We start from the raw sequence: 24,853 nt of genomic DNA on the forward strand, positions 1-24,853 counted from the left end.
AACATCAAATTGTATTCTATTCTAGCGACATTTTTAATGCCGATTTTTTTGACAACTTTAATGATTGGAATTTGTTACGGAATAATTGACCCTGTTTTAAGGTCAAAGGAATTTAATTCAAAAGACTGGATTGAGAATGTGGATTCAAGATATAGAATGGTTAATGATTTAGAAAAGAATAAAAAACTCAATGGAAAAACAAAAAACGAGATAATTGAATTGTTAGGGAATGAATACACAACTGATTATTGGACTAAAAACACAATTTGTTATGTTGCACCTGACCCAGATAATTATGCAATGTTAGACCATTACGAATTTGTTATTTTCTTAAACGGAAAGAATAAAGTCGAACGAGTTCAAAATATAAATAGATAAAAACTAATGGCAACACCGTATAAAATTAATGGCTAGTTCTCGCCTACTTACGAAAATCCTCGCGGATTTTCTATCTGGTTTTTATTTGCTAAATTAGGTGCTTAAACACGCCACTAATCTTATACAATCACGTTGTAAACAATTATGAAAAACGCATTCGACAGAAATAAACTTTGTTACTTATACGATGTTGAAGGCAAAAATGACGAACAATTATGTTGTCAAGATATACCTGAGAATATTTCAGAAATTAAAAATCTTCACATCTCGACGTTGGCAATGGATTTTCCAGATTCTTTCTCTAAAAAGCAAAGAACTGAACTGGAAAACGACTGGATTGAATTACTACCCAAATTGGATAATATAACTACGTTGTCTATTAGACATAGAGTTAATCAAGAGTATTTTGAGGCAATTTGTAAGATGAAAAATCTCAAGACTCTATTTTTTTGGACATCAACAGTCGAAAACATAAATTCAATTTCAAAACTAAAAGAATTATCATCTTTATCTCTTCAATCATTTAGTAGACTTAAAAATTTATCTGCTTTAAAATCATTAAAAAAATTAAGAAGATTAACAATCGAAAATAGTTTTAAAGTTGAGAATTATGAAATCATCGGAGAGATGACTGAATTATCTGGACTTTGTCTTGGAGGAGATTTTAGCGCGCCAAAAAACCTAATGCTTGACAGTTTAGTTCCTCTTAAAAGACTTAAAGAATTGAAACATTTGGATATGTCTACTGCATCAATAAGAGATAAATCTTATGACGTGATTTTGGAAATGGAAAAATTAGAAAGACTTGATGCACATTGGAGAATGACCGACAAAAAACGAACGGAATTGAAAGAAAAACATCCGAATCTGAAAGCTGGATTTTTTGTTGATTACGATTTTGTCAAAAACGAATTTTATGATGGAAAAGAATGGTGAAAATAACTGTTTACAACAACGTATATAGCTCATAGCTAGTTAGTTGATTAATCGAAGTTAAGGTATATTTGCTAGTCCGCCAAATTTTTTAATTTGGCTTATTGAGCAAAAAAAGATAATAAGAAAAATTAAAAAATTCGGCTCGTGCTTAATCCGAAAATAATTTTATAATTTGCAAGCTACGAGCCATATACAGAGACGTTGTGTGTCATTTGACAAACGCACTAAAAAGTCCTTTAACTAAATGAAAAGCATAGTTCACGCATTTAGAATTTTGAATTAGACAACTGTCAATTAGTTTTGACAAAAAACGATAATGAATAACCAATTAATATACATAATAACTTTTTTAATTTTCCAAACTGGAATCAGCCAAAATAAGTTGGATTATATTAAGAAATCAGAAGAGCCAATTGACTTTTGTGGGAAACTAAAAAAAGTCAAACCCCTTGAGGGAACTCTTGTTAAAATTTGGCATAATGGCGGAATCTATAAAACATTGAATGAGACGAATAATATTAAATGGCCCAATAAGGAAATTAAAACAAAATCTGGAAAAAAATATTGGAAAGAATTTGAACCGAAAATTGGAGATATTGGCGAAATAGTATTCATTGCAAAGTCGAAATACAAGGAGATAATCTATATTCTAAAAATTAATGATTATTACGTTCCAATAGATTGTTCTTATATAGTGAGTACAGAAAGTTTAGATGTAAATGAGGCTCATCAAAAAAGATGGGATGAGATATATGCTTACGGAGACGGAGATTGTAATTTTAAAAAGTTTGGAATAAATAAAATTTGGAATCGAGCGGGAATTGCAGAAATCGATAAAATATCAGAATCTTTCGCTTGTGATTTAAGAACAAAAGGAATTGATACTTTAATGTTAGTCAAAAGAATTTCGGACAATGGTTCCTCACCTTACGAAAAGGAATACGTTTTATGGAAAGAAAATGAACAAGGGTATTTAAAAGTTTTTCAGAATAACGAGAAACACAAACTGGACTACCTAATAAAAATGGGACTAATTTTTTAGGCCGCATTGTTAATAATTCGTTTTAATTTAAGTTCCATTTCAAGTGGTGTTAAGTAATCTAGGCTTGAATGAATTCTTTTAGTATTATACCAAGTAATGTACTGGCTTATTTTGTCAAATAACTGCAAGTATGACGTAAACTTAAACCGATATAGCCATTCGTGCTTAATGGTCTTAAAAAAGCTTTCTGCTACTGCATTATCCCAACAGTTCCCTTTTCTACTCATGGATTGTGTTATATTGCTATTGAAAGAAAAAATACTTGTCATTGTATTGGCTGCATACTGAACGCCTCTATCGGAATGAAATATGAAATTATTTGAAATAGTTCGATTTCTTCTGGCATGAATCCAAGCTTTTAACACCGTATTCTGTACAGTCATATCTTCGCTTAACGCCCATCCTACAACCTTTCTGTCTGCTAAATCTATAATAGTTGTTAGATAATTCCAGTTGTCATTTACTCTAATGTAAGTGATGTCAGACACCCATTTTTCTCCTATTGTTGAACTTGAAAATTCTCTATCTAGCTCATTTTTAGCCAATGGAAAGTTATGCTTGGAATCTGTTGTATTTACAAACTTTCTTTTTAAAACACTTTTTAACCCCATTTCTTTCATCAATATTGCAATATAGGAACGGCAATAATTCAAGTTTTCTCGTTCTAACATTTTCTGTATTCTACAGCTTCCATAAATCTCTTTACTATCTTCAAAAATAGCTCTAATCCTTTCCTTTAGTAATATTACAGAGTCTTTAGTCCTTACTAAATCCCTATTCTTACGCCAATTGTAATATGCGTTTTTACTGACATGCATACATTTACACATCTTCTCAACCACAAAATCTGATTCATTTGATAAAATGAATTGATATTTTAGTGGTCGCTCTTGGAAAAGATGCTTACTGCCTTTTTTAAGATATCACGCTCCATTTTTACATCTCGTAATTCTTTACGTAACGATTTAAGTTCTTGCTCTTCCATAGTAAGTTCTCTTTTCTTGGAAAAGTCTCCAGATTTAGCCTCGTAATCCTTTTTCCAGCGACTTATAAGGCTGGTAGCAACACCATAATCCTCACTTATTTGTTTTGCTTTCATTCCTGATTGCAATAGTTCTACTATTGTAACCTTTAATTCATTGTCATATCTTTTTGCCATAATTCAAATATATAATTTATGACCGTAAAAATTCGTCCCAGCTAAACTAGACATTCCAAACCGACTCAAACCGAACCTGAAAAATTTGACTGGGATGATTTAATTAACTTCTATGAATTAAACAATGTTTCATCTGAGACGAAAACACCGGAATCAATAATTAGTCATTTTACAAACTTAATAGTTCAATTTTACAATGGTTCTGACTTTTACGCTTTTGGAATGCAATTGGTTTGCAAAGAGGAAGATGAAAAATTAACGAATGTCCAATTCATTAGACGAATTGACAATAAACTGAGATAAAAAACGCCACACAACAATGGCTATAAGTAATTGCTGGTTCTCGCCTACTTCTGAAAATCCTCGCGGATTTTCAGTTTGGTGTGTACTTGCAAAGTTAAGTACTAACCCACGCAACTACTCATAGCCGAGACGTTACCATCAAGCTGAAAAAAATGACGCAATACAAATATAATGATTGGATTTACCAACTAAAGGATGGGAATTTTGATATTGAATGGCCAGAAAATATCAAATTGCCCGAAACAGTTTATAAATATTATCCCAATACTGAATATAGTTTTGATGCGGTTTTAAAACAGTATTTATTCTGTAGCCATCCATATCATCTAAATGACTCTATAGATAGTACAAGTTTGTTATGGGATTTTTCAAATTTGACAGAAGGGGTTTATAACAAATTCTACGCTCAATACGGATTAGACCAAGTTTACGAAGTTAATTACCAAAAAGAGAAGAAGAACGGATTTGTTAACATTAAGGCAAGATTTTTTGAACTAGTATCTAAAAACGCTGGTATCATATCTTTGACAACTGAACCTTTACAAACGTTAATGTGGGCACACTATGCAAGTGAAAGCGGTTTTATGGTAGAATTAGATTGGCAAGAGATTAAAAATAATCTTAAAAAGCTAAATCCAAAACTGAATAATTATGCCTTTTTTCCAATTCAGTATGTAGATAATCTTGAAAGTGTTGACTTTTTTGGAAAGGACTTTAATTCGCCTGACCTACCCTATATTTACTCTACAGGTGTTAAACGAAAAGATTGGGACTACGAAAACGAATGGCGATTAATTCCTTTCTCAATGGACTATGGAATACCAAACTCACTTTTGGGACCATACGATGATTTATTATGCAAAAATGAAAGAAAATTATATTACCCTAAAAGTACAATCAAATCAATTGCGTTAGGGAAAAGGTTTTTCAATGGTAAAAATTTAGAAAAAGTCATTGATGATAGAACTTATATGTTGAAGAAATCAAAAGATTTAGATTTTATTCTATTCTTGATGGAAAACTTTAATGATAGAATTTATTTCTGTGGCGAATATGAAAACAGCAAAGTATTTAAGAGAAGTGCAGAAAAGATACATTTTGAACAAATCGACGAACAAACAATTCGTATCGTTAGAGAAGACGAAGGATTTTATCAAAAGTAGAGCGGAAAGCCAGATGGTAACAAAGAACTGAGTTAAAATCCAAGTTTAATTTCATTTAATTTTTGCCAATAGTGTTGCTTGGCATTATTGAAGTGGAATAAATCTTTCATGGATTTATTTCCAATTCAACAAGCTATTATTAGTATCACAAGTTGATATTTTTTTAAATTAATCTCTTTCTTACCGAAACATAGTCTGGGTTATATTCCACACCAGATCTCACGATTGCAAATGCTTGGTGAATCAATTTGTTGCACACGGCCATTAATGCCAGCTTGCTGCTCTTGCCCTTACTTACAATTCTGTCATGGATTGCCTTACAGGATCTATTGTGTTTATAGGCGGACATAGAGCACATGAACATTAGGTTCCTCAGGTTTCTGTTGCCCATCTTACTTATCCTGCTGCGCCCTCTAACACTACTTCCAGAACGTTTTATCATAGGTGTGGTCCCTAAGTAACTGCACAATTGAGACGCATTGCTGAACTTACGGAACGAGTCCGTAGCAACAATCAAGAACACAGCGGTTTTGTCCCCTATCCCAGGAATACTTTTCAATAGGGTAAGCTCTCGCTGAGATGATTGCTTAACGAGCAACAGTAGTCTTTTCTCGATCTTGACTAGTTCTCTGTCAATATGTTTTTTGTCCAACAGTAATGACCGTACGACTAATTTTGAGGGTACATCTAAAACCCGCTCACCGTGTAATTTGTTCTTAGTGCTAGTTCTCCTCTTAAGATAACTGGACTTTAAACTTAGTAACTGTCTGCATTCGGATTGGACAGCACTAATTTGGTTATACAAGGGAACTTTATTGTAGATTCCGTAATCACAAATAGACTGAGCGTCACTCTTGTCCGTTTTTACCCGTGATAGTTTCATCTCAATAAAACGTTTTACCGAAAGTGGGTTTACTACGGAAACCGCTATTTCATTCTTGCAAAGAAACTGTGAAAGCCTGTAGTGATAGTAGCCAGTGGCTTCCATGACCACCAAACTATCATCTGGCAAAAGCTTCAAAAATGATCTAAAGCCATTGGGTGAATTACTAAATTGGTGGGGACCGCACTTACTGCCTTGGACATCAAATACAGCCTTACTAATGTCGACTCCGAAAGTTTCTTTATATTTATTCATAATAATTGGATTGTGAAAGAACGATCATCAATGGCACAACATCTTGAAAACGAGGTCTAGGCCTCACAGAACTGAACGTGCTATAGATGAAAAAGAGAGGGGGTTGACTTTGTTGACGAGGTTCGGTCCTCACTGTATATAATAACCTTGATCCTCTCTCTGTTTCTTTCTGGTTCATATTTAAAGTTAACTGTTTTAAGAGAAATCAAACTTAAGACGTATATAATTCATTGCTAGTTCTGTGTGTACTCGGAAAATCCTAACAGATTTCCCTCTGGTTCGTTTTCTTTTACTAATTTAGAGCCAGCCAACGCAACGAAATCATATACAGAGACGTTATGTGCAAGCTGAAAAAAACAATCGAATGAAAAATAAAATAGTAGGACTTTTAATGACATTAGGACTTTTATCCTCTTGTAAAAATGAAGCAAAAGTTGAAAATAAATCCGAATCAGATAACAATGTGAAAATAGAATTTACAGACAGTAACGGAAATAAAATATCAAAAGAAGAATTAGAAAATTCTACTGGAACTTTCAATTACGAAATTTACGGAATCGAAGGAGTTTCTGATTTAGCAAAATCCTTACACAATCAAGCAAGACAGTTTGGACAAACTGGCGATTACAAAAATGCGATTGAAAAATTAACTCAAGCAAACAAAGAAGCACCTAATTGGCCATATCCACTTTATGATTTAGCATATACTTATCTACTTCAAGATGATTATGAAAATGCTTTGAAATACTATCAACTAACTGACAAAATTGCACCAAAAGGGTTTTATACTTCAAAAAAAGCGTTACATACTTTGGAGAGAGAAAAAACAGGAGATTTACAAAAAGGACTTTACAAATCTTATCTTTCTCTTGAATGGATTGACAATCAAACCGACAAATCAGAAATGATTAAATTGCTAGTTGAAAAATTCCCTTCTTTTGCACCAGCTTGGAAAGAATATTCAAGTTTATTAGAAGGTCAGGAAAGACTAAAAGCAATTGAAAAAGGACTTGAACAAAATCCTGATATAGAAACTAAAGGAATGTTATTAATTAATAAAGCATTAGCATTAAATGAATATGGTGAACTTGAAAATGCTACGAAGATTTTGACTAGTGTAATTTTCGACACTAACTCAACTTATGGAAATATTGAGATGGCGAAATTTGCATTAAATAATATATCGCAATAATAAAGCCAGCACATAACAAAGAACTGAGTTAAAATCCAAGTTTAATTTCATTTAATTTTTGCCAATAGTGTTGCTTGGCATTATTGAAGTGGAATAAATCTTTCATGGATTTATTTCCAATTCAACAAGCTATTATTAGTATCACAAGTTGATATTTTTTTAAATTAATCTCTTTCTTACCGAAACATAGTCTGGGTTATATTCCACACCAGATCTCACGATTGCAAATGCTTGGTGAATCAATTTGTTGCACACGGCCATTAATGCCAGCTTGCTGCTCTTGCCCTTACTTACAATTCTGTCATGGATTGCCTTACAGGATCTATTGTGTTTATAGGCGGACATAGAGCACATGAACATTAGGTTCCTCAGGTTTCTGTTGCCCATCTTACTTATCCTGCTGCGCCCTCTAACACTACTTCCAGAACGTTTTATCATAGGTGTGGTCCCTAAGTAACTGCACAATTGAGACGCATTGCTGAACTTACGGAACGAGTCCGTAGCAACAATCAAGAACACAGCGGTTTTGTCCCCTATCCCAGGAATACTTTTCAATAGGGTAAGCTCTCGCTGAGATGATTGCTTAACGAGCAACAGTAGTCTTTTCTCGATCTTGACTAGTTCTCTGTCAATATGTTTTTTGTCCAACAGTAATGACCGTACGACTAATTTTGAGGGTACATCTAAAACCCGCTCACCGTGTAATTTGTTCTTAGTGCTAGTTCTCCTCTTAAGATAACTGGACTTTAAACTTAGTAACTGTCTGCATTCGGATTGGACAGCACTAATTTGGTTATACAAGGGAACTTTATTGTAGATTCCGTAATCACAAATAGACTGAGCGTCACTCTTGTCCGTTTTTATCCGTGATAGTTTCATCTCAATAAAACGTTTTACCGAAAGTGGGTTTACTACGGAAACCGCTATCTTATTCTTGCAAAGAAACTGTGAAAGCCTGTAGTGATAGTAGCCAGTGGCTTCCATGACCACCAAACTATCATCTGGCAAAAGCTTCAAAAAAGATCTAAAGCCATTGGGTGAATTACTAAATTGGTGGGGACCGCACTTACTGCCTTGGACATCAAATACAGCCTTACTAATGTCGACTCCGAAAGTTTCTTTATATTTATTCATAATAATTGGATTGTGAAAGAACGATCATCAATGGCACAACATCTTGAAAACGAGGTCTAGGCCTCACAGAACTGAACGTGCTATAGATGAAAAAGAGAAGGGGTTGACTTTGTTGACGAGGTTCGGTCCTCACTGTATATAATAACCTTGATCCTCTCTCTGTTTCTTTCTGGTTCATATTTAAAGTTAACTGTTTTAAGAGAAATCAAACTTAAGATGTATATAAAAAATAGGCGAAACAGTAGTGAAATCAAGGGTTTTGGCTCGTATCAAACTTTGTACTTAACCGAAAGTTTAGTGCTTCGAAATCGCCTACTTTTCATATACTAAACGTTGTGTGCAATTTGAGGAAAATTTTGCTTTTATACCAATTTTTGGTATATTTACTAAAATTAGTAATCAAATGAACAAAAACACATCAATATCACTCGGAAATTACTTCGACGAATTTGTACAAAATAGTATAAGTAAAGGAAGGTTTAAAAACGTCAGTGAAGTAATTCGTGCTGGATTGAGACTTTTAGAGGAAGAAGAAAGTAAAATTATTGCTTTGAAAACCGCAATACAAGAAGGAATTGACAGCGGAATAGCTCACGATTTTGACCCAAAAAAGCATCTTGAATCTCTAAAAGCGAAAAAGCACTCGAATGGCTGAATATAAGTTGACGAATAAAGCTGTTGAGGATTTATCAAAGATTTGGGATTATACCTTTGAGGTTTGGTCTGAACAACAAGCTGACAAATATTACGATGGACTTATTTCCAATTGCCAAGAAATCGCTGAAAACCCAGAAATAGGAAAAAACTATGATGGAATTTCAAGACAACTTCTCGGAATGAAAGCAAATCGACATATAATTTTCTACAGAACTCTAAATGAAAATTATGTTGAGATAACAAGAATATTGCACGAAAGAATGGACTTAAAGAAAAGAATAGCGGAATAAAAAACTGCACACAACACCGTATAAAATTAATTGCTAGTGCAAGCTTACTTACGAAAATCCTCGCGGATTTTCTATTCGGTTTGTATTTGCTAAATTAGGTGCTTAAAACACGCAACTAATCTTATACATCAACGTTGTAGGTAATTAAAAAATGACCGAAATAACATCTGAAAATATAGTCAGAAAAATAAAAAACGGACTTCCACACCTTGGAAAAGTTAGTCTGATTTTAAAACTGACTGAAAAAGGTATTTTAGAAATTGAGGAGAACTATCCTGAAAAAAAATCTAAAGGATATAGTCAAGGACAATCCGAATTTATACCGAAAAATGGATATGACGATTGGAAAAAAGGAATTATTAACGGAATTGAATATGCTTACAGTAAACTGACTGAAAATAAAGGTTTGAAAATAATCATTGAAAATGCTGTTGGTTTATCAACTGATACGAATCCAACAATAATAGGATTTTCGGCTTCAAGAGCAATATTGGAAAAATTATCGAATTGTGAATCTGAAACTGAATTTGAAAAATTAGAAAGAATGGTATTTTCTAGTTGGAATTACCAATATGACTCAATACCTGACTTTAAAAATGAAATAATAATCGGAAAAAAACTACCTACAACACCGTATAAAAAAAATTGCTGGTAAAAACCAATTTACGAAAGTCCTCGCGGACTTTCTATCTGTGATTTATTTGCTAACTTTAGTGCTTAAACCACGCAACTTTTCTTATACAACAACGTTGCCAGTAATACGTGAAAATCCGTTTTTCATATTGAAAATTGTTCATAAATTTGGAAAATGTTACCTTTTTAGGTAACTTTGTTCTGAATTTAACGAATAGTCAATTGAGCGAATTTAAAAGAGAAATAGGATTTTACGAAAACCACTTTAAAGATTTCTATTTAAAACAGTCGCTCGTTGTTCGTAAGAAAATAGATTGGACACTTTTACTTTTGAGAAATACTCGAATTGTTCCAGAAAAATTTTTAAAAAATCTTACGAATACTGACGGACTTTGGGAAGTGCGAATTTCAGCAGGAAATGGAATATTCCGAATTTTTTGCTTTTTCGACAAAGGGAATTTAATAATTCTGTTGAGCGGATTTCAAAAGAAAACGCAAAAAACTCCCAAGAAAGAAATTAAAAAAGCGGAACAATTAAAAAAGGAATATTATGAAAACAGATAAAAGAATTACATCCTTTGATGACCATTTGGACGAACAGTACGGAAAAATCGGAACTGAATCTCGTGACGAATTCCAAGAAGAATTTGAAACATTTAAAATTGGAGTTTTAATTCAAGAGGCGAGAAAAAAACAACATTTGACCCAACAACAACTTGCAGAAAAAGTTGGAACGACTAAAAACTATATTTCTCGAATCGAGAATAACGCAAGTGATATTCGACTTTCGACTTTGATGCGAATTATCCGAGAAGGATTAGGCGGAAGTCTGAAATTATCAATGGATATTTAACAACTGAATAATAAGTACTACTGGCAACAAGATGTATAATTCATTGCTAGTTCTAGTTTACTTACGAATCCCGTTAGCTATCGGGATGTTAGAAATCTGTGTAGAAACCGAAGTATGAGGTTCTTGAATACCTTAAAATAAATAGAAATGAAATGAACAAAAAGAGAGGGGATTATTCCCGAAGCTTCGGGATTGACGAAGTCTTAAGCTTCTGCGTGTATATTAACCTTATTCCTCTCTTTTGTCTTTTCTGATTAATCCTTAAATTTAAGGAATTGTAAACTTAAGACGTGTATAACTAATTGCTCGGTCTGTGTGTACTCGGAAAATTCTCCGAATTTTCCTCTGGTTCGTTTTCTTTTATTATTTTAGACCTAACCAACGCAACTAGCCATACACAACACGTTGTGCTTCATTAACCAAAACGTACGGATTGAACAGTATCAATGAAATTAAAAGAAGATAAAATAGAAAGAGATATTGAAATCCTGAAAGACGGACCAATCTGCAAATACTTCAAAAACGGAATTTTGGACGAGGATTTAATTTGGTTTAGTAATAACAATTTTGAGATTATAGAAATGGATTGTCGGAATTGGAATCGCAAAAACGCTCATCAGAAATTAAAAATTGCTCTGAATTTCCCAGATTATTACGGAGAAAATTTAAATGCGTTCAATGACTGTCTTGGAGATTTATATAACAAAAGATATAGAGGTTTAATATTAGTTTTTAGGAATTACGACAGTTTTGTAGAAGAAGATGGAAAGTTCGCAGAAGGAATTCTTGACAATATTGCGAATGAATCTCGAATTTGGCTTGTAACTGGACAAAAATTAATCGGACTTGTGCAATCGAACAATCCCGACTTAAATTTTCCTGAATTGGGTGGAACAAGTCCGAGTTGGAATTCTTCTGAATGGTTTGATGCGGATAGAAAAAAATAACGAAAGCACAACAAAGTACTGTGGATAAAAACAAGTAAAAACTCATTAATTTTTCACTAAAGTGCTTCTATAAGTATCATCATATATTAATCCTGATTTAGCAATTGCAAAGGCCTGTTTTAGTAGTTTATTACATACGGCTATTAACGCTAGTTTTTTACTATTTACTTTAACTACAATTCGCTCGTATAAATCCATGCATGTTTTGTTTACCTGCCTTCAGGCAGGTTTGCAAGCATTAAAACTCCACATAAATAAAAAATTTCTCAATTTTCGATTACTGTTTTATTTATTCCAGACTTCAATTACAAATTTCGTATTTTTATACATACAAATGAGACGTGCAACCACCATACAAGAGGTTATTAATCAGTTAGATATAATAATAGATAATGCTGTGGAAAGCAACAGCCGACTTGGGCTCTTTGCTTATGTATATCGAAGAACTACAGCAGAAATTCTTAAAGAAGTTCAAAAGGGTAGTTTTGAAAACAACGAACTCTTAGAACAATTGGATGTTGTTTTTGCCAACCTGTATCTCGATGCTTATCAGCAATATCAAAACAATGAACCCGTAAGTAAATCTTGGTTATTCGCCTTTGCACATAGTGACAAGTCCTTGTCTATTTTACAACACGTAATGTTAGGCATGAATGCACATATCAACTTGGATTTAGCCATTGCGACTAGCAAGGTCATGGCAGAAAAGGAGATTCAGTCCGTGAGAAGTGATTTTGATAAAGTCAATACTATTCTTTTTAGTATTGTCAATGAAATGCAAGAGCGATTGAGCAGAGTATCGCCGATTTTGTTTTTATTGGATTGGGCAGGAAAAAACTCAGATGAAAAGATCATTGATTTCAGTATGCGAAAAGCACGCCAACAATCTTGGAATAATTCTAATCTGCTTTGGGGACTTGGACCGGAAAATCAAGTCGGTTCAATAGACCTTATTGATAAGGTGACATTAGAGCTTAGTGAAATGATTGCAGCGCCTAAATCGCGAATCATAGGCTTTTTGCTTAAAGTCATTAGTAAATTTGAAAACAACAATGTAGGGCAGGTGATATCCAAACTGAAAGCGGATTAAACGAATCGTACATGAAAAATAAAAAAGCCCAGACTATTACACGTCTGGGCTTTTCAGCTATTAACCAACTTAACTAACACTATTATAAAAATTAATTTACAATAACTATTACTTAAAACTTATGACACTATAGACGTAAAATGTTCTGTTTTATTTCATGGCTTTTTACATTTAACGTGTATTTAACAAAAATCCTGACCGTCAAAAAATGACGTATCAGGATTTTCTTAATTTAATAGTCTAACATGTTCACTAACCATCAACTAATTATGCTATACCTATTAAATAATAAAGTGCGTTGGCAACACTATAATTGTCCTTAAAACCAAATTGTTTATCGGTTTCTCTGAACCAAGTCTAATGTCTAAATTCTAAAAGTGAAGCGGTCTTTTGTCAAAGTTTAAAACATTCCTCCACCTTCTTTTACGTCGTTATCTCTTTGTTTACGGGATTTTGCTCTGTACTTTCCACCACCAAAGCGGTAAGACAACCGTCCAGAAATTTGTTGGCTTTCCCAGTTAAATTGTCCACGTTGGGCATAAGGTCTCTGACCATCAAATTGTGCGTACATGGTATCAAAAATATCATTGTAACTTAAACTAAAGCTAGCCCTGTTATCTTCAAGAAAACTGTAGCGCATGCCTAAGTTTACCATCAGCATATCGCTCATTTCAAATTGTATGTTCTTGTTTTTTCCTCTATACATTCCAAAAGCGGAAAAACTTAAACTTTTACTTACTTTAAAATTGTTGAATGCGCGCACATTATAAGATACATTATCAACTTCAACAGTATTCAAAACTATATCTTGATTGGTGCCAAAGGATTCAGCGACGCTTTTTTGGGTTTGGGAGAATAAATCAAAACTCGCATTAATACTCCACCATTTAGTCGGTCTGTAATTTGATGATAACTCCACACCAAAAGCTGAGGTGTTATCAAAATTCAAATTCGTAAGGATTAAACGGTTAAGATCGGTTCTATCTATTAAAATCGCCTGTTGTATTTCGTCTTCTATGAGTCTGTAAAATACGCCAGCTGTAATACTGCCTTTTTCCAATTGTCTGGTATAATTCACTTCCATGGAATTGGTAAACTGTGGTCGCAATTCTTGATTTCCAAACTGCGAAATCAATGGCGTATTCCATTCTGGTAATGGGTTTACCTGACCAATACCAGGGCGATCAATTCTACGGCTATAACTTAATTGATACGAGTTTTTTTCTGAAGGTGTATAAGTGAAAAATGCCGAAGGGTACAACTCGAAATAGTCATTTTCAAAAGGAATATTTAGTGCGTCGTTGGCGGCCAAATCTCTTTTAAAAGCATCAGAATCCACAGCAACCGTTTCTGCTCTTAAACCTACTTGGTAACTCCATTTTTCCGTCTTTTTACCATAGGTGGCGTAGGCGGAATAAATATCCCTTGCATAATCAAAGCGTGTGGTCGTTGGGATATAATCACCAACTTCATTTTGTTCTCTGGCATTCGATTCATAAAAAATACTGGTGTCAAATAAACGGGCTTCAAGGCCTAATTCGAGTTTTACAGATTCAGATAATGGATTTACGTAATCTAAATTAACCGTAGTTTGATTTCGTTCCGTATTTGTATCTTCTATAAAGTTTGGTCGTTGCGAACTGAAAAATACATTATTAGTATCTCCAATACCATCAAATAAATTATAATCGACTTCGAGTTCTAGGTTATGACCTTCGTCATTAATATTGTGCTTATAATTAAAGTTGTATTGTTGTGAATCGTTCTCATTATCGCCACCTGTAAATTGGGATTCATTTAGTGATGGGTTTGTAAGATAGTCGATGCCAGAATCTACTCTTGTCAGACCATCAAAACTATTCTGATTGGTAAATACTGAAATCGTGTTTTTGTCATCCAAATAATAATCGAGTCCAACTTTGTATAAATGAGACTTGTTATTGTTCAGAATATAGAAGTTTTGCTCAATTTCTTGTTCAATTCTATTTATCTGTCCGTAATTAACATTTTTTGTAAAGGCATTACTGTAAGAACCGTATAAATTGAATTTTCCATTCCGGTAATTGGCATCAATGGAACTATTGAATTTTGGTTCGATATCATAAGCCAAAGCGAAATTAAGATTCCCGTTAAAACCGATTTGCGTGTTTTTGTGAAGGACAATATTTATAATGCCGCTCATGCCTTCAGGATTGTATTTTGCTGAAGGATTGGTAATTAACTCAATACTTTTTATAGAAGTTGACGGAATTTGTTTTAGTAATTGATCTGCTGGAATGTTCGACAATTTTCCATCGACCATAACACGTACGTTCTGGTTGCCACGCAAACTTATTGAACCCGTTTGCTGATCAACACTAACTGATGGTAAGTTGTTCATAATCTCGCTTGCTGTGGCACCAGCGGTTTGTAAATCTTTCCCAATGGTAATCACTTTGCGATCTACTTTTTGTTGAATGGTGGATACATCCGCCACTATAGTTACTTCATCCAATCCTGTGGATGCTTCTTCTAGTTTAACATCACCAATATCAACTTTGTAATTGCCCATGCCTAAGGTGATGTTATGGTCAATAGTTTTAAAACCGACAAACTGAATAGAAACTATAATCTTACCTTCTGGAATATTATTAATTTCAAATCTGCCATCGTCACTGGTAATGCCACCTGTAATGATTTTATTATCCGTATCTTTTATAACAATATTTACATAAGGTAAAGGTTGGTTGAGTTCTGCGTCGATAACACGGCCAGAAATGGAACCGCTTTTAATATCTGAATTGGAACTGGGTTGTGCACTTAAAATGGCTGATGAGACCATCATAAGCATTAGGAATAAATGCTTCATTTTTGATTGATTTTTTGATTGATTTGATAGTTAATTGTTAGTAAGACGACTACCTTTACCATATGTTACTTCAATTTACAGACCTTAACATCTTTTTAACACTATGAAGAAAAATACATTAGTCCTAGGCGCATCGTTAAAACCACAACGTTATTCTCATATCGCTATTAAACGATTACGCCAACATAACCACGACGTAAAAGCCATTGGTTTAAGAACAGGGAAAGTTGCTGACGTTACGATTGATACGGAATTAATGTCCTACAAAAATATAGATACCGTAACCTTATATCTCAATCCGCAACGGCAAACAACGTATTATGATTATATTATTGGATTGCATCCAGAACGCGTTATTTTTAATCCAGGCACAGAAAATTCTGAATTTTACAATCTTTTAAAACAGAATAATATTGATTATGAAGTAGCTTGTACTTTGGTTTTGTTGAGTACTGGTCAGTATTAATTATTTTTTCCTAGAAATCATTAATAGTCCTAAAAAGGTAATCAACCCATTTAAGGGTAAAATTTCCCAATGGAAATTATAATAATGTTTTTGGGCATATGAAGCTGCACATTCCCAAGCAGATTGTGTACAGTCATCCAATGATAATCCTAGATTATAAGCATAATAGGTTGGTGACAGCGTTATAAAATAGGTTATAATTATAGCAACGAGGCCAACGATCCATACATATTTATCTTTAATCGATTTTTTTGTTAAAATTCCAAAAGCGAAAAGCCCAAGTAAAGGACCATAAGTAAAGGTGGCGAATTTAAAGAGGTTGCTTACCACACTGCCTTCTAAGGAATTGAAAATAATTACCACAACTATTAAAAGTAAAGAGATTGCAATATGAACTTTTTTACGTAAGGGTTTTTGCTTATCAATAGGTTTTTTTTCAATGTTCAAAAAATCTACTGAAAAAGAGGTTGTTAAGGAGGTTAAAGCAGAATCAGCACTACTGTAAGCAGCCGCAATTAAACCAATTATAAACGTAATAGCCAAACCTTTGCCGAGGCCTTGATTCATCGCTATTTCAGGAAACAATAAATCGGTTCTGGTAACACCATCCAGTTTTGGAATCGCAATGTTGAATTGTTCGGCATATATAAATAATAAAGCACCAAGTGTTAAGAAAACTAAGTTTACAACAACCAGTAAAACGGACATGGAAAGCATGTTCTTTTGAGACTCATTGGTGTTTTTGCAAGTCAAGTTTTTTTGCATCATATCTTGGTCTAAACCGGTCATTGCAATAGTGATGAAAATTCCGCCAATAAAATATTTCCAAAAATTAATAGTACTATTGATATCATCGAAGAAAAAAATCTGACTCTTATTTTTGAAAGTTTCTTTGGTAAATGTTTCGGCTAAAGTCCAATCGAGTTTGTTCAAAATCAAAACAATGGCAACTATCACCGAAGTGAGCATAGCTATGGTTTGCAAGGTGTCGGTCCAAATAATGGTTTTTATACCGCCTTTATTAGTGTACAGCCAAATGAGTAAGATTGAGATCACCACAGTGACCCAAAAAGGAACGCCCAAACTTTTAAACACAATATATTGCATAGCTAAAGCCACGAGATACAATCTGAAAGAAGCACCTGTTACTCGTGATAATAAAAAGAAAAAAGCACCTGTTTTGTAGCTTATAAAACCAAAACGCTCCTCTAAATACTGATAAATGGAGGTGACATTTAGCCGATAATACAAGGGGATCAAAACAAAAGAAACCACCAAATAACCAACAAAAAAGCCTAATACACCTTGCATATAGGCAAACTCTTGTCCAGCAATTAAACCAGGGACAGATATAAAAGTGACTCCAGACAACGAGGCACCAATCATTCCGAAGGCCACCAAATACCAAGGTGCAGATTTATTCGCCTTAAAAAAAGCCGCATTAGAATCTTCTTTACCAGTGAAATAAGAAATTAAAATGAGCAACCCGAAATAACACGCAATTAATAAAAGTATTGACGTTGGAGACATGAAGTATAACTTTTTAGTAATATTTTTGAAAAGTAGTACATTTGAAAAAAAAGCGTGCTTTAAAAAAGAATTATTTATGAAAAAGATTAGCTGTTTATTTACATTTATGATGTTTGGCTTGTGTCTCTTTGCTCAAGATTACAAAGAACTTATTGCCGAAGGAACCGCAACTGTAGAAGCCATTGTTGAGGTTGCAGAACGTCACTTTGATACTGTTGGAAGAGCGCGAGGAACAGGTTATAAGCCCTTTAGACGTTGGCAATATTTTGCTGAACGTGCCATGGATGAAACAGGAAAATTAAAATCTCCTGACTTTTATTACAACGAACTTCAAAATTATAATGCAAGACTGAATAATGAAGGTTTAGCAGCAAGAACCGTTGTTGGTACGTGGGAGGAAATGGGACCAACCTATTGGAATGCTACTTCTGGGTATAATCCTGGTGTTGGTCGTATTACATCAATCGCTACAGAAAGCGGAAATCCAAACCATATGATTGTAGGTAGCCAAACAGGTGGTGTTTGGAAAACCTTAGATGGTGGAACAACATGGACGGTACTTACCGATAATTTGGCCAATATGGATGTATATGCATTGGCTATAGATCCGTTAAATAGTTCAACCTATTTTTGGGGATCATACAGTGGTACTGTATTCAAATCTATCGATGGTGGAGCGACATGGTCACTACATAGTAATTTGCCTGGAGGTGGATTTGTAAACAAAATTTTAATTCATCCAACGGATACATCAATAATGTACGGCAGTGCACAGGGTAACGGATTATTTAAATCGGTTGATGGAGGTTCCTCTTGGTCTATAATTCATTCTAATGTGACAAATGGTTTCGATTTTGAGTTTAAACCAGGAGACCCAAATACAGTTTATGCTTCAGGTAATAATTTTTATAGGTCGTTAGATGGCGGACTTACCTTTAATATTTATACTATTTCAGATGAATTGGATCAAGAGTTTGTGTCAGGTTCTACTTCTTGGAGCATAAGTAACGCAAATAGCAATAATTCCGTAACGCCAAGAACAGGTAATGCTATGGCATTTTTCTTTATAGATAATTTTTCTAGTCCAACAACAAGATTGCTTAGTCCGTCATTAGATTTAACTGGTGCTGTATCGCCAGAACTAAAATTTTCCTTTACGCAAGTAAGTTGGGATGGTGATATCGATGCTTTGAAAGTATTATACAAAACATCAGCTTCAGGAGATTGGTTGGAGCTCGCAAATTATACGGACGAGGTGACAAGTTGGTCAGATATTACCCTTAGCTTACCAAATCCATCATCAGATTATTATGTAGCGTTTGAAGGAACTGCCAATTACGGACGAGGCTTAACCTTAGATGATGTTTCGGTTGAAGACGCTAATCTAGGACTGGTTTATTCAGAAGGTTTTGAAACTATTTCAAATGCCTTTAGTACTGGTCCGAAAATGATTGGGGTTTCTGCGAATGATCCTGCAGTGGTCTATGTTGTGGAAGCACAAGACGGTAAGTTTGGAGGCTTGTATAAATCTGCAGATAATGGTACAAGTTTTTCAAAATTAGAACATATTAGCAAAAATTATTTTGGTTATCAAAGTTTAGCTGACGATGATAGAGGGCAAGCGCCAAGAGATATGGATATCGCCGTAAACCCAAATGATGTTAATGATGTTCATATCGCTGGTATTAACACGTGGCGATCAACTAATGGAGGTGTTGATTTTAATATTACATCACAATGGACACCGTTTAGTGCCAATAACGAAAATATTGGTTATTGTCATGCAGATGTGGACATCATGGAATTTGTGGGTACTGGAGTGAATACGAAACTTTTGGTGGGAACTGATGGCGGAATTTATCGTGCAGATAATCCAACACTTGTAAACAGTAGTTATTATACGGATCTTACCGCAGGACTAGGTATAAGACAGTTTTATAAGATTGGCGTAAGTCAGACCGAACCAGTCTTGGTAACTGGCGGTTCACAGGATAATGGGTCATCTATTCTAGGTGCTGACGGAAATTGGACCGATTGGTGGGGCGCAGACGGAATGGAAGGATTCGTAGATAAAACGGATTCACAAATTATCTATGGTACAGCACAATATGGTTCTTTTGTAAAGAGTTTTGATGGTGGAGCAACCATTTCATTTGTAGCACAACCAGATGATAAAGGTGGCGATTTTAATTGGAATTGGATAGTGCCTTATGAACAAGACCCTATAGTTCAAGATGTCATTTATTGTGCTTTTGATGAGGTTTATAAATCCCTTGATGGTGGAATTAATTGGACATCTATTTCTCAGGAATTTGCTGACGATATAGATCATTTTAAAGTAGCACCAACAGATAACAATAAAATGTATTTGGCCATTGATGGTGTCTTTTGGTACACGTCCAATGGCGGAACGTCTTGGGCACAATCGTCACTCAGCTTAGGTGGCGGAAGAATTAATGGCATTGCTGTGCATCCTACAGATCCTGATAAAATAGCTATTGCAACTACAAACGGCCAAAAAGTATATGTAAGTACAGATAACGGCCAAAACTGGGCCTCTATACGTTGGAATTTACCAAATTTCTCTGCTCAAGCGGTAACCTGGCAAGACAATGGGGAAGATGGTCTCTATGTTGGGATGAATTACGGCATATATTATACGGATAATCAATTGGGTAATACTTGGACGCCATTCAATAACGGATTGCCAAATGTAAGGATTAATGAACTCGAAATTAATGCCGTTGATGGTAAGTTATACGCTGCCACCTATGGTAGAGGATTGTGGAGATCTGATTTGTATAATGAAACTTTAAGTGTAGATAATTTTGAGATGGATAATCTATCACTGTATCCAAACCCAGCAACGAATGACGTTAACTTAAAATGGAACACTTCAGAAGAGGTTACCGTACGAATTTATAATACACTTGGGAAATTGATGTTTTATGCTAAAAACGTGAATTTAACGAACGCATATAAAATTCAAACATCCTCTTATGAAACCGGAGTTTATTTTGTGAAATTAAATACCTCTAAAGGTGAAATAACCAAAAAATTGATTTTAAAATAAGTTTTTAAACAAACACAAAAGTCCAATTGCAAAGTATACGTAATTGGACTTTTTTATGTTCAAAAATCTGGGATCATGCCTAAATGTTGTGTGTTAGGCAAAAATTGTTGTTAATCTAAAGAGGAAGAATTCTATGTTTTTGACACCTCTAAACTGTGCTCTAAAGGCTTTAATTTTGGCATTGAAAGCTTCAGCGGATGCATTAGTACTTCTATTAATAAAATAATTGAGTATCGATCTATAGTTTAGGGTAATTGTATTTGCAATAGTATTGAAAGCCCTAAATCCTGTAGCCTCTACATCTTTATACCAGTGGGCGAGTTTAGTATAAGCTGTTTGTATAGAAGTAGCGGTATTAAATATATTCCTAAGTCCTTGTACCAGATTATAAGCTTTTTTAATATCCGGATATTGTTCAAATAAGATTTTAGCTCTAAGGTATTGGTTTTGAGTCCAGTTGTTAGGCGCTTTATAGAGCAGGTACCTACTTCTGGCAAGGAGTTGCTTTCTGGAGTCTCCATTATTAAATGTTTCAGAGATAAACTCTTTTTCGATAGTTTTAGCCTGTTTAATTTGGTCATTTTCCATATCTATAGCTTCCCAACGATGTTTTATTCTGATATCTTGCAAAGCTTCTAAAGCTAGTTTTTGTACATGAAAACGGTCGGTAACCTGTATAGCTTTGGGAAAACACTTTTTAGCAATGAACTTCATAGAGTTGGCCATATCCAAGGTGATCTCTTTAACCTTATCTCTTTTTGATTTAGGAATTTTAAGGAGTTGTTCTATAATAGGCTCCACCTTAGTTCCTGCCATAATAGCTACTATAGCTCCTTTCTTGCCTTTAGCTTTTTTATTGGTGATAATGGTATAGAGTTCACCTTTGGAGAGAGCTGTTTCATCAATGGATAAATACTTGCCCATGTTCTCAGGAAAGACGAGCCACTCTTTAGCATGTTTCTTGGCTTTCCAGTCTTTAAACTCACTAAGATAATCTCGATACTGCCGCCCGAGCTTCTTACCATTAACGCCATAAAAACGACCAATGGTATGACAGTCATTAGCCTTAGTACTGACCAAGTACTTTTAAAAAAGCAGCAAACTCTACGGTCATACGAGTTCCCTGTGCTACTAGATTCCAATCTCTTTGTACAACTTCTTTGCTGGGTTTATCGAGCCAACGCCGACGCTTTATATGCAAGAATACTTTTTTACCGCGCAAAGGAAAATCTTGAACGGTCACTTGTTTATGAAAACCGTGGGCTATAAGGGTACGGCTCTTTTCTTCTTTAGGCGTATCTTTTTTCTCTTCAAAATACAGATGGACAGTATCTTGTTCTATACTATGTCTAGTGATGTCAAAATGTGAAACTAGTAATTCTGGTAATAGTAACTTGAGCAGGTCTAGGGATAAATTCAATGTACGATCTTTTTTTGGGCAAAGATCAAATTATTTATCCAACTCACACACAACTTTTGAGATTGATCCAAAATCTGTACCTTCGCAGTCATGGAATTTTCATCAAAACTTTTGGAAAACGCAGTCAACGAGATGTCGCAATTGCCGGGAATCGGTAAGCGAACTGCATTGCGTTTGGTCTTGCATTTATTGCGTCAACCAGAACATCAAACCGTTCAATTGGCAGATGCTTTGTCTAAGGTGCGACGTGAAATTAACTTCTGTAAATCGTGCCATAATATCAGTGATAAAGTGTTGTGCGAAATCTGCGAAAACCCAAATAGAAACAGTGAATTAATCTGTGTGGTGGAGGACATTAGGGATGTCATGGCTGTGGAAAATACCAGCTCCTTTAAAGGTCTGTATCACGTTTTAGGCGGAAAGATATCGCCTATGGATGGCATTGGGCCACAGGATTTGAATATTTCCACTTTAGTTGAAAAAGTAAAATCAGGAAAAGTAAAGGAATTGATTTTTGCCATGAGTCCAACGATGGAAGGGGATACCACCAACTTTTATATCTTCAGGCAAATACAAGATTACAATATAGCAATGTCCACTATTGCAAGAGGCGTTGCAGCAGGAAACGAATTGGAATATACCGACGAAATTACCTTAGGTCGTAGCATTATAGATCGTGTGCCTTTTGAAGCATCACTAAAATCATGATGTTTTGAAGTTGTCTGTCATCATATTAAATTATAATGTGCGCTACTTTTTAGAATTATGTCTAAAAAGCGTTGAGGAAGCCATTGCTAATATCGATGCCGAAATAATTGTGATAGATAACAATTCCCCAGACGATAGTTGCGCTATGGTAAAGCAACTTTTTCCTACTGTAAAGCTTATAGAAAACCACGAAAATTTGGGATTTTCTAAAGGTAATAATATTGGTGTTGCTCAAGCTAATGGCGAATATTTATGTATTCTAAATCCAGATACGGTTGTCGCTGAGGATACCTTTACTAAACTTATCCAATATGCGGATTCAAAAGAGAATCTTGGTATTATTGGTTGTCAACTCATTGATGGAAAAGGTCAATTTCTTCCGGAAAGTAAACGAAATGTGCCAACGCCAAAAGTATCCTTAAATAAGATGTTGGGAAAAACTAACGATTACTATGCAAATCATATTCAAGCTGAAAACAAAGGTAAAGTTGCTATTTTAGTAGGTGCATTTATGTGGCTCAAAAAAGACGTTTATAAAGCTGTTGGAGGTTTTGATGAAGCTTATTTCATGTATGGAGAAGATATCGACTTATCTTATAAGGTTGTAAAAGCAGGTTATGATAATTACTATTATGGAGACACAACCGTCATACATTTTAAAGGGGAAAGCACATTAAAAGATGCCAAATATGCCAAACGCTTTTATGGAGCGATGCAAATTTTTTACAAAAAGCATTTCAAACAAAATCTGTTTTTTAATGTTATCGTTTGGCTAGGAATTAAATTAGCATCCTTTCTGAATAAGGTTCCAGTGTCAGTAGAAACAAAAACAAACAAATCGTATGTGCGTTCTAAGACCTTAGATGAATCTTTAGAAAAACAATTACCAAAACCCATACAATTTTTAGATTCACTAGAAGATAAAATTGAAAGTCATAGTATGGTGGTGTACGATTTCAATATGCTGAAAACTACTGACGTGATCCGTGACATGAAACAGAAATCGAAACAAGAGAATATTGTTTTTAGATTTCTACCAAAAAACAGTAAATTTATCATCGGAAGTGATAGTGCACTCAATAGAGGTAAAGTGTTACATTTCTAAAGTTGTATTAATTGAATAAAAACCAACGATTCATCTGTTTTTTTATTAATTTTGCAATCGATTTTAAAATAAAGACCTTCAAATTATAGATATGGCAAAGTTCGAACTTAAGTTACCTAATATGGGAAGATATTTCCTGCGAATGCAGGAATCTATGTAAATTCAAGTTTATGCTTTGGTATGTTTATATAATGGCCAATAAACCTAAAGGTGTAATTTATATAGGTGTTGTACAACATTAAAAAAAATGAAAATAAGAATCTTAATAATGTTAGTTTTAGTCTTTATAAGTTGCAAAAATGTCGACACAAAAGAAAATGAACAAGAAATAATCGTGGTTGATTCAACTGAATTAAAAACTAAATCTTCTAACGAAGAAGAAAATTTAATTAGTAATGGCATTTGGATAAGTGCAATTGACTCTTTATCGACTGTTGAGATTAGTGGCAAAAGGTGGTTTTTTAAATATAAAAATGTTAAAAATGGACCAAATGACTATTATCAATATTTGATTAATGAAAGTGTTTTTGATAAAGATAGTTCAATAGTTGGCGGTAGTTTAGTTTTGACAAAAGAATCTGATACTCTTAAATACGGAATAGAATATATCTCTAATAAAAAAATGACTCTTATATATTTACCAAGAGGAAATTTCCAAGAATTTAAGAAAAAAGAGTAAAAACGTTGTACAACATTGTATATAAAACATAGCTAATAAGGGCTCTACTAAAGGTTTAGTGTATTTAGGAAGACCACCAAATTTTTAAATTTGGCTTTTCGAGAAAGTT

The 24,853-nt window shown here is 34.2% G+C and carries 24 protein-coding genes and 1 pseudogene; 17 read left to right on the forward strand and 8 right to left on the reverse strand.

Annotated elements, in window-relative coordinates; translation table 11 throughout:
- The first annotated feature begins 48 nt into the window (after positions 1-48).
- The 3 genes from HM987_RS04785 (at position 49) to HM987_RS04795 (ending at position 2,356) form a co-directional block, all read left to right on the forward strand.
- The gene (locus HM987_RS04785; protein ID WP_179005719.1) at positions 49-378 is read left to right on the forward strand and encodes a hypothetical protein; all 330 of its coding nucleotides are present in this window, start codon (positions 49-51) and stop codon (positions 376-378) included.
- A 144-nt stretch (positions 379-522) separates the two neighbouring features.
- Positions 523-1,314: a hypothetical protein gene (locus HM987_RS04790; protein WP_179005698.1), complete on the forward strand. Its 792-nt coding sequence runs from the start codon at positions 523-525 to the stop codon at positions 1,312-1,314.
- A 316-nt stretch (positions 1,315-1,630) separates the two neighbouring features.
- Positions 1,631-2,356 (forward strand): hypothetical protein, encoded by a 726-nt coding sequence (locus HM987_RS04795; RefSeq protein ID WP_179005721.1) that lies wholly within the window; start codon positions 1,631-1,633, stop codon positions 2,354-2,356.
- Here HM987_RS04795 and HM987_RS04800 read toward each other — a convergent pair.
- Positions 2,353-3,515 (reverse strand): IS3 family transposase gene (locus tag HM987_RS04800; RefSeq protein ID WP_179005723.1). Its coding sequence is split into 2 segments (ribosomal slippage): positions 2,353-3,278 and positions 3,278-3,515, totalling 1,164 coding nucleotides; the frame shifts between segments, so codons are not numbered across the junction. The two genes, HM987_RS04795 and HM987_RS04800, sit on opposite strands and share 4 nt — an antisense overlap.
- A gap of 455 nt (positions 3,516-3,970) precedes the next feature.
- On the opposite strand from HM987_RS04800, the gene HM987_RS04805 reads away from it, so the two are divergent.
- On the forward strand, positions 3,971-4,981 hold the full coding sequence (locus tag HM987_RS04805; protein WP_179005725.1) for a DUF2971 domain-containing protein: 1,011 nt from the start codon (positions 3,971-3,973) through the stop codon (positions 4,979-4,981).
- A gap of 163 nt (positions 4,982-5,144) precedes the next feature.
- Here HM987_RS04805 and HM987_RS04810 read toward each other — a convergent pair whose 3' ends face one another.
- Positions 5,145-6,119, reverse strand: a complete 975-nt coding sequence (locus HM987_RS04810; protein ID WP_179005727.1) for an IS110 family RNA-guided transposase — start codon at positions 6,117-6,119, stop codon at positions 5,145-5,147.
- Positions 6,120-6,483: 364 nt separating this feature from the next.
- Between HM987_RS04810 and HM987_RS04815 the strand changes: the two genes are divergently transcribed.
- The gene (locus HM987_RS04815) at positions 6,484-7,311 is read left to right on the forward strand and encodes a tetratricopeptide repeat protein (protein WP_179005729.1); all 828 of its coding nucleotides are present in this window, start codon (positions 6,484-6,486) and stop codon (positions 7,309-7,311) included.
- A gap of 159 nt (positions 7,312-7,470) precedes the next feature.
- On the opposite strand, the gene HM987_RS04820 is transcribed toward HM987_RS04815, so the two are convergent.
- Positions 7,471-8,445 (reverse strand): IS110 family RNA-guided transposase, encoded by a 975-nt coding sequence (locus HM987_RS04820; protein WP_179005731.1) that lies wholly within the window; start codon positions 8,443-8,445, stop codon positions 7,471-7,473.
- Between the two features lie 403 nt (positions 8,446-8,848).
- Between HM987_RS04820 and HM987_RS04825 the strand changes: the two genes are divergently transcribed.
- The 6 genes from HM987_RS04825 (at position 8,849) to HM987_RS04850 (ending at position 11,825) form a co-directional block, all read left to right on the forward strand.
- Positions 8,849-9,100 (forward strand): type II toxin-antitoxin system ParD family antitoxin, encoded by a 252-nt coding sequence (locus HM987_RS04825; RefSeq protein WP_179005733.1) that lies wholly within the window; start codon positions 8,849-8,851, stop codon positions 9,098-9,100.
- The gene (locus HM987_RS04830; RefSeq protein ID WP_179005735.1) at positions 9,093-9,392 is read left to right on the forward strand and encodes a type II toxin-antitoxin system RelE/ParE family toxin; all 300 of its coding nucleotides are present in this window, start codon (positions 9,093-9,095) and stop codon (positions 9,390-9,392) included. The genes HM987_RS04825 and HM987_RS04830 overlap by 8 nt, the downstream gene beginning before the upstream one ends.
- Before the next feature lie 151 nt (positions 9,393-9,543).
- Complete coding sequence (locus tag HM987_RS04835) at positions 9,544-10,047, forward strand: hypothetical protein (protein ID WP_179005737.1); 504 nt, start codon at positions 9,544-9,546, stop codon at positions 10,045-10,047.
- Positions 10,048-10,247: 200 nt separating this feature from the next.
- The gene (locus HM987_RS04840; protein WP_179005739.1) at positions 10,248-10,589 is read left to right on the forward strand and encodes a type II toxin-antitoxin system RelE/ParE family toxin; all 342 of its coding nucleotides are present in this window, start codon (positions 10,248-10,250) and stop codon (positions 10,587-10,589) included.
- Entirely contained in the window at positions 10,576-10,878 is a 303-nt protein-coding gene (locus HM987_RS04845; protein WP_179005741.1) for a helix-turn-helix domain-containing protein, read from the forward strand. The genes HM987_RS04840 and HM987_RS04845 overlap by 14 nt, the downstream gene beginning before the upstream one ends.
- Before the next feature lie 446 nt (positions 10,879-11,324).
- Positions 11,325-11,825, forward strand: coding sequence for a barstar family protein (locus tag HM987_RS04850; protein WP_179005743.1), 501 nt, complete (start codon positions 11,325-11,327; stop codon positions 11,823-11,825).
- Between the two features lie 45 nt (positions 11,826-11,870).
- Here the strand turns inward: HM987_RS04850 and HM987_RS19495 are convergent.
- Positions 11,871-12,104: pseudogene (locus HM987_RS19495) on the reverse strand (IS110 family transposase); the annotation flags it as partial.
- Between the two features lie 55 nt (positions 12,105-12,159).
- On the opposite strand from HM987_RS19495, the gene HM987_RS04855 reads away from it, so the two are divergent.
- On the forward strand, positions 12,160-12,915 hold the full coding sequence (locus HM987_RS04855) for a DUF5995 family protein (protein WP_179005745.1): 756 nt from the start codon (positions 12,160-12,162) through the stop codon (positions 12,913-12,915).
- Positions 12,916-13,315: 400 nt separating this feature from the next.
- Here the strand turns inward: HM987_RS04855 and HM987_RS04860 are convergent, their stop codons facing one another.
- Positions 13,316-15,763, reverse strand: coding sequence for an outer membrane beta-barrel family protein (locus HM987_RS04860; RefSeq protein ID WP_179005747.1), 2,448 nt, complete (start codon positions 15,761-15,763; stop codon positions 13,316-13,318).
- Between the two features lie 103 nt (positions 15,764-15,866).
- On the opposite strand from HM987_RS04860, the gene HM987_RS04865 reads away from it, so the two are divergent.
- Positions 15,867-16,229 carry a CoA-binding protein gene (locus HM987_RS04865; protein ID WP_179005749.1) on the forward strand — a complete coding sequence of 121 codons (363 nt, stop codon included), beginning with the start codon at positions 15,867-15,869 and terminating at the stop codon, positions 16,227-16,229.
- On the opposite strand, the gene HM987_RS04870 is transcribed toward HM987_RS04865, so the two are convergent.
- Positions 16,230-17,759: a sodium:solute symporter gene (locus tag HM987_RS04870; protein WP_179005751.1), complete on the reverse strand. Its 1,530-nt coding sequence runs from the start codon at positions 17,757-17,759 to the stop codon at positions 16,230-16,232.
- 76 nt (positions 17,760-17,835) lie between these two features.
- On the opposite strand from HM987_RS04870, the gene HM987_RS04875 reads away from it, so the two are divergent.
- Entirely contained in the window at positions 17,836-20,832 is a 2,997-nt protein-coding gene (locus HM987_RS04875) for a T9SS type A sorting domain-containing protein (RefSeq protein WP_179005753.1), read from the forward strand.
- Positions 20,833-20,925: 93 nt separating this feature from the next.
- Here HM987_RS04875 and HM987_RS04880 read toward each other — a convergent pair whose 3' ends face one another.
- Together HM987_RS04880 and HM987_RS04885 are read right to left on the reverse strand one after the other, a co-directional pair.
- Positions 20,926-21,912 (reverse strand): ISAon1 family transposase, encoded by a 987-nt coding sequence (locus tag HM987_RS04880; protein ID WP_179004830.1) that lies wholly within the window; start codon positions 21,910-21,912, stop codon positions 20,926-20,928.
- Positions 21,899-22,252, reverse strand: a complete 354-nt coding sequence (locus tag HM987_RS04885) for an ISAon1 family transposase N-terminal region protein (RefSeq protein WP_179004828.1) — start codon at positions 22,250-22,252, stop codon at positions 21,899-21,901. Before HM987_RS04885 ends, HM987_RS04880 begins: the two co-directional genes overlap by 14 nt.
- 90 nt (positions 22,253-22,342) lie before the next feature.
- Between HM987_RS04885 and recR the strand changes: the two genes are divergently transcribed.
- The 3 genes from recR to HM987_RS04900 all read left to right on the forward strand — a co-directional run bounded on the left by recR (position 22,343) and on the right by HM987_RS04900 (position 24,744).
- A complete protein-coding gene (recR, locus tag HM987_RS04890) occupies positions 22,343-22,960 on the forward strand; it encodes a recombination mediator RecR (protein WP_179005755.1) in 618 nt (205 codons plus the stop codon).
- A 4-nt stretch (positions 22,961-22,964) separates the two neighbouring features.
- Positions 22,965-24,065, forward strand: coding sequence for a glycosyltransferase family 2 protein (locus HM987_RS04895; RefSeq protein WP_179005757.1), 1,101 nt, complete (start codon positions 22,965-22,967; stop codon positions 24,063-24,065).
- A 247-nt stretch (positions 24,066-24,312) separates the two neighbouring features.
- Entirely contained in the window at positions 24,313-24,744 is a 432-nt protein-coding gene (locus HM987_RS04900) for a hypothetical protein (protein WP_179005759.1), read from the forward strand.
- The last annotated feature ends 109 nt before the right edge of the window (positions 24,745-24,853 follow it).

The sequence above is a fragment of the Winogradskyella forsetii genome (assembly GCF_013394595.1).
In the GTDB taxonomy this organism is placed as follows: Bacteria; Bacteroidota; Bacteroidia; order Flavobacteriales; family Flavobacteriaceae; genus Winogradskyella; species Winogradskyella forsetii.

Coding starts and splice junctions, on each gene's coding strand:
- HM987_RS04900 (WP_179005759.1), top strand. CDS start 24,313: ATGAAAATAAGAATCTTAATAATGTTAGTTTTAGTCTTTATAAGTTGC.
- HM987_RS04830 (WP_179005735.1), top strand. CDS start 9,093: ATGGCTGAATATAAGTTGACGAATAAAGCTGTTGAGGATTTATCAAAG.
- HM987_RS04825 (WP_179005733.1), top strand. CDS start 8,849: ATGAACAAAAACACATCAATATCACTCGGAAATTACTTCGACGAATTT.
- HM987_RS04835 (WP_179005737.1), top strand. CDS start 9,544: ATGACCGAAATAACATCTGAAAATATAGTCAGAAAAATAAAAAACGGA.
- HM987_RS04810 (WP_179005727.1), bottom strand. CDS start 6,119: ATGAATAAATATAAAGAAACTTTCGGAGTCGACATTAGTAAGGCTGTA.
- HM987_RS04855 (WP_179005745.1), top strand. CDS start 12,160: ATGAGACGTGCAACCACCATACAAGAGGTTATTAATCAGTTAGATATA.
- HM987_RS04875 (WP_179005753.1), top strand. CDS start 17,836: ATGAAAAAGATTAGCTGTTTATTTACATTTATGATGTTTGGCTTGTGT.
- HM987_RS04795 (WP_179005721.1), top strand. CDS start 1,631: ATGAATAACCAATTAATATACATAATAACTTTTTTAATTTTCCAAACT.
- HM987_RS04815 (WP_179005729.1), top strand. CDS start 6,484: ATGAAAAATAAAATAGTAGGACTTTTAATGACATTAGGACTTTTATCC.
- HM987_RS04865 (WP_179005749.1), top strand. CDS start 15,867: ATGAAGAAAAATACATTAGTCCTAGGCGCATCGTTAAAACCACAACGT.
- HM987_RS04870 (WP_179005751.1), bottom strand. CDS start 17,759: ATGTCTCCAACGTCAATACTTTTATTAATTGCGTGTTATTTCGGGTTG.
- HM987_RS04790 (WP_179005698.1), top strand. CDS start 523: ATGAAAAACGCATTCGACAGAAATAAACTTTGTTACTTATACGATGTT.
- HM987_RS04820 (WP_179005731.1), bottom strand. CDS start 8,445: ATGAATAAATATAAAGAAACTTTCGGAGTCGACATTAGTAAGGCTGTA.
- HM987_RS04805 (WP_179005725.1), top strand. CDS start 3,971: ATGACGCAATACAAATATAATGATTGGATTTACCAACTAAAGGATGGG.
- HM987_RS04860 (WP_179005747.1), bottom strand. CDS start 15,763: ATGAAGCATTTATTCCTAATGCTTATGATGGTCTCATCAGCCATTTTA.
- recR (WP_179005755.1), top strand. CDS start 22,343: ATGGAATTTTCATCAAAACTTTTGGAAAACGCAGTCAACGAGATGTCG.
- HM987_RS04845 (WP_179005741.1), top strand. CDS start 10,576: ATGAAAACAGATAAAAGAATTACATCCTTTGATGACCATTTGGACGAA.
- HM987_RS04850 (WP_179005743.1), top strand. CDS start 11,325: ATGAAATTAAAAGAAGATAAAATAGAAAGAGATATTGAAATCCTGAAA.